This is a genomic window from Komagataeibacter intermedius TF2, assembly GCF_000964425.1.
Classification (GTDB): Bacteria; Pseudomonadota; Alphaproteobacteria; order Acetobacterales; family Acetobacteraceae; genus Komagataeibacter; species Komagataeibacter intermedius.
On the sequence record NZ_BANF01000094.1, the window covers coordinates 1 to 2,379 of the forward strand.

Annotated in this window: 2 protein-coding genes; both read left to right on the forward strand. The window is 50.8% G+C overall.

The features are described 5' to 3' along the window. Positions 1–23 precede the first annotated feature (23 nt). The gene (locus B7449_RS12295) at positions 24–2,249 is read left to right on the forward strand and encodes a site-specific integrase (protein ID WP_082084853.1); all 2,226 of its coding nucleotides are present in this window, start codon (positions 24–26) and stop codon (positions 2,247–2,249) included. Further along, the coding region (locus B7449_RS24770; protein ID WP_456303598.1) for a YrrC family ATP-dependent DNA helicase at positions 2,246–2,379 on the forward strand (134 nt) is incomplete at its 3' end. The genes B7449_RS12295 and B7449_RS24770, both read left to right, overlap by 4 nt.

Sequence of the window (2,379 nt, forward strand, 5' to 3'; positions counted from 1 at the left end):
CTCATCCGAAGAAACGCTCATCCATGACTTTCCAAACAGGCTCTCACATCCAGCCCGAATACAAATTCCACATTAATCTCGATGAATACGACAGACGGGCGACATTGTCTGCAGACGAATTAAAAGTTGTCAGACGTTGGAGAGAAGAAAATCTTGTTATTACGAAACGGCAGGCTCCGCGTCTTCATAAGCCTCTGACGGACATCCTGTATCGCAGCAATCTCGACCGCGCTAACAGCCATCGTGCTTTGAAGTATTTGCTTCTGACGGTCGCACACCAGGAAAAACCCTACTGGGGGTGGAGTGAAGACCTGTGGGTTGAGATTATCAATAATAGTCCTGTTCTGAAAAAAACCGGAATGGTACCGCAGTTGATTGCAGTCGCTTATCTTCTGTGTGGTTTTCGAAGCGTGTACAAAATTCAACGCAATGTGGCGACGGCTGTCGTTGCCCGATTGGTTTTTGGAGCGGAGATTGTTGATACAGAATGTGAGCGTCTGTTCTCGGCCCTAACCCGTGTCGGCTTCGTCTGTCAGACCGTTCGGCCCCTCGTACCATCAGTATTTGCTGCAGTTGCATTACAAGGCGAGAATCCAAAACTTGAAAGTTTTGATAGGAAGATACTGGAACATACACGAGAGTGTTACACAGGAAATCATATCGCCAAGCGGATTGGAATATTGTCAAACGGTTTGGCCGCAATGGGGCTTACATCGAAGGTTATTCATTTCCGGGCATACCAACCTCGTCATGGAACTGAAACTGATAATATCAATCCTGAGTGGATGACATGGTGCCGACGTTGGTTGGAAACAACAACCTTGCGAGAAGGGTCGAGGCGAGCAGTTTACAACACTCTGACCCGTATCGGAATCTGGTTGGGTCGCGAGCATCCTGAGGTCACAGGACCAGAGCAATGGACGGTATCGGTATGTGCCGACTATCTCGCCGCCGTCGACAGGTTACGTATTGGCGATTGGGGCGGTTCCACCTTTGATTATCGTCTGATCCCAACAGTTGGCCAGCCTCTACAGGCTCCAACGAAAGTTGCTTATTATCAGGTTATGCGTCGGTTTTTATCTGATATTCAGAGTTGGGAATGGGCGCAGCTCCGGTGTAATCCGCGATATCATCTCTCGACACCGAAGAATATTGCGAAATATCTTGGCGTAAATCCTAGGACCATAGATGATGCTTCTTGGCTGAAACTGACCTGGGCCAGCTTCAACATTGAACCAGACGATCTTTCTCCTGACTGTTTCTATCCATTCGCCCTGTTGCAGGCAATCGCCGTGGTGTGGACACATGCAGGCCTTCGGAGCAATGAGATCGCCCGACTTCGGGTCGGCTGCACGCGCGAACAATCAGAGGATGTGGTTGATCAGTCTGGCAACGTCGTTCCGGCAGGGCAGGTCTGCTGGCTTGATGTTCCGGAAGGTAAAACTTCGGTCGCGTACACTAAACCGGTCGGCCATGCTGTTCATAAGTACATTACGGCCTGGATGAAAAAACGAGCGTCACCCCGCAAACATCTTGATCGGCGAACCGGTGAACATGTACATTTTCTCTTTCAACTTCGGAACAGGCCAATCGCGAAGGAAGTTTTAAATCAGACTGTTATCCCGCTTTTGTGCAAAAAGGCTGGTATTCCGATTGAGGACAGTAAAGGCCGTATTACAAGTCACCGTGGACGGGCTTCAGCCGTTTCTATGCTGGCCAGCGTTCCGCAAGGAATGACAATATTCGATTTGGCAAAATGGTGCGGCCATACGTCCGTTCAATCGACGATGAGCTATGTTCGGTCGAAACCTACGCAATTGGCGAGTGCGTTTGCCAAGGCGGATCAGGCGGCGCGGATGATCGAAATTGTTATTGATAAGGAGGTTATTGCGGCAGGCGCAACGAAGGATGGAGCACCTTGGAAGTATTACGATTTAGGTGATTCTTACTGTAGCAATGCGTTTTGGAGCACTTGTCCGCATCGCATGGCATGCGCACGCTGTTATTTCAATATTCCGAAGCCAAGCGCCAAGGGCGTTGTCCTGGCCGCTCAGCAAGCAGCCAATCGTTTACTGGAAGAGGTCTGGTTAAGCCCAGAGGAACGGGATGCCGTGTCCGGAGACGTTGAAGCATTGGAGGGAATGTTAAACAAGCTTCGAGATAAGCCAGCGCTGGATGGCCGAACGCCTGGCGAAATTTCGGCAACATGCGGTTCCCAAGTGTCTTCTCCGTTCACAGAATCAGAATGACCAGTGCCGTGGTTGGAGAACAATGCCAAACGGAAGCGCTGGCCGGCCTCGTGGAGCGGGTGACGTTCCACAATGCCGAGAACGGTTTCTGCGTCCTGCGGGTGAAGGTGCGGGGGCAGCGCGATCTGGT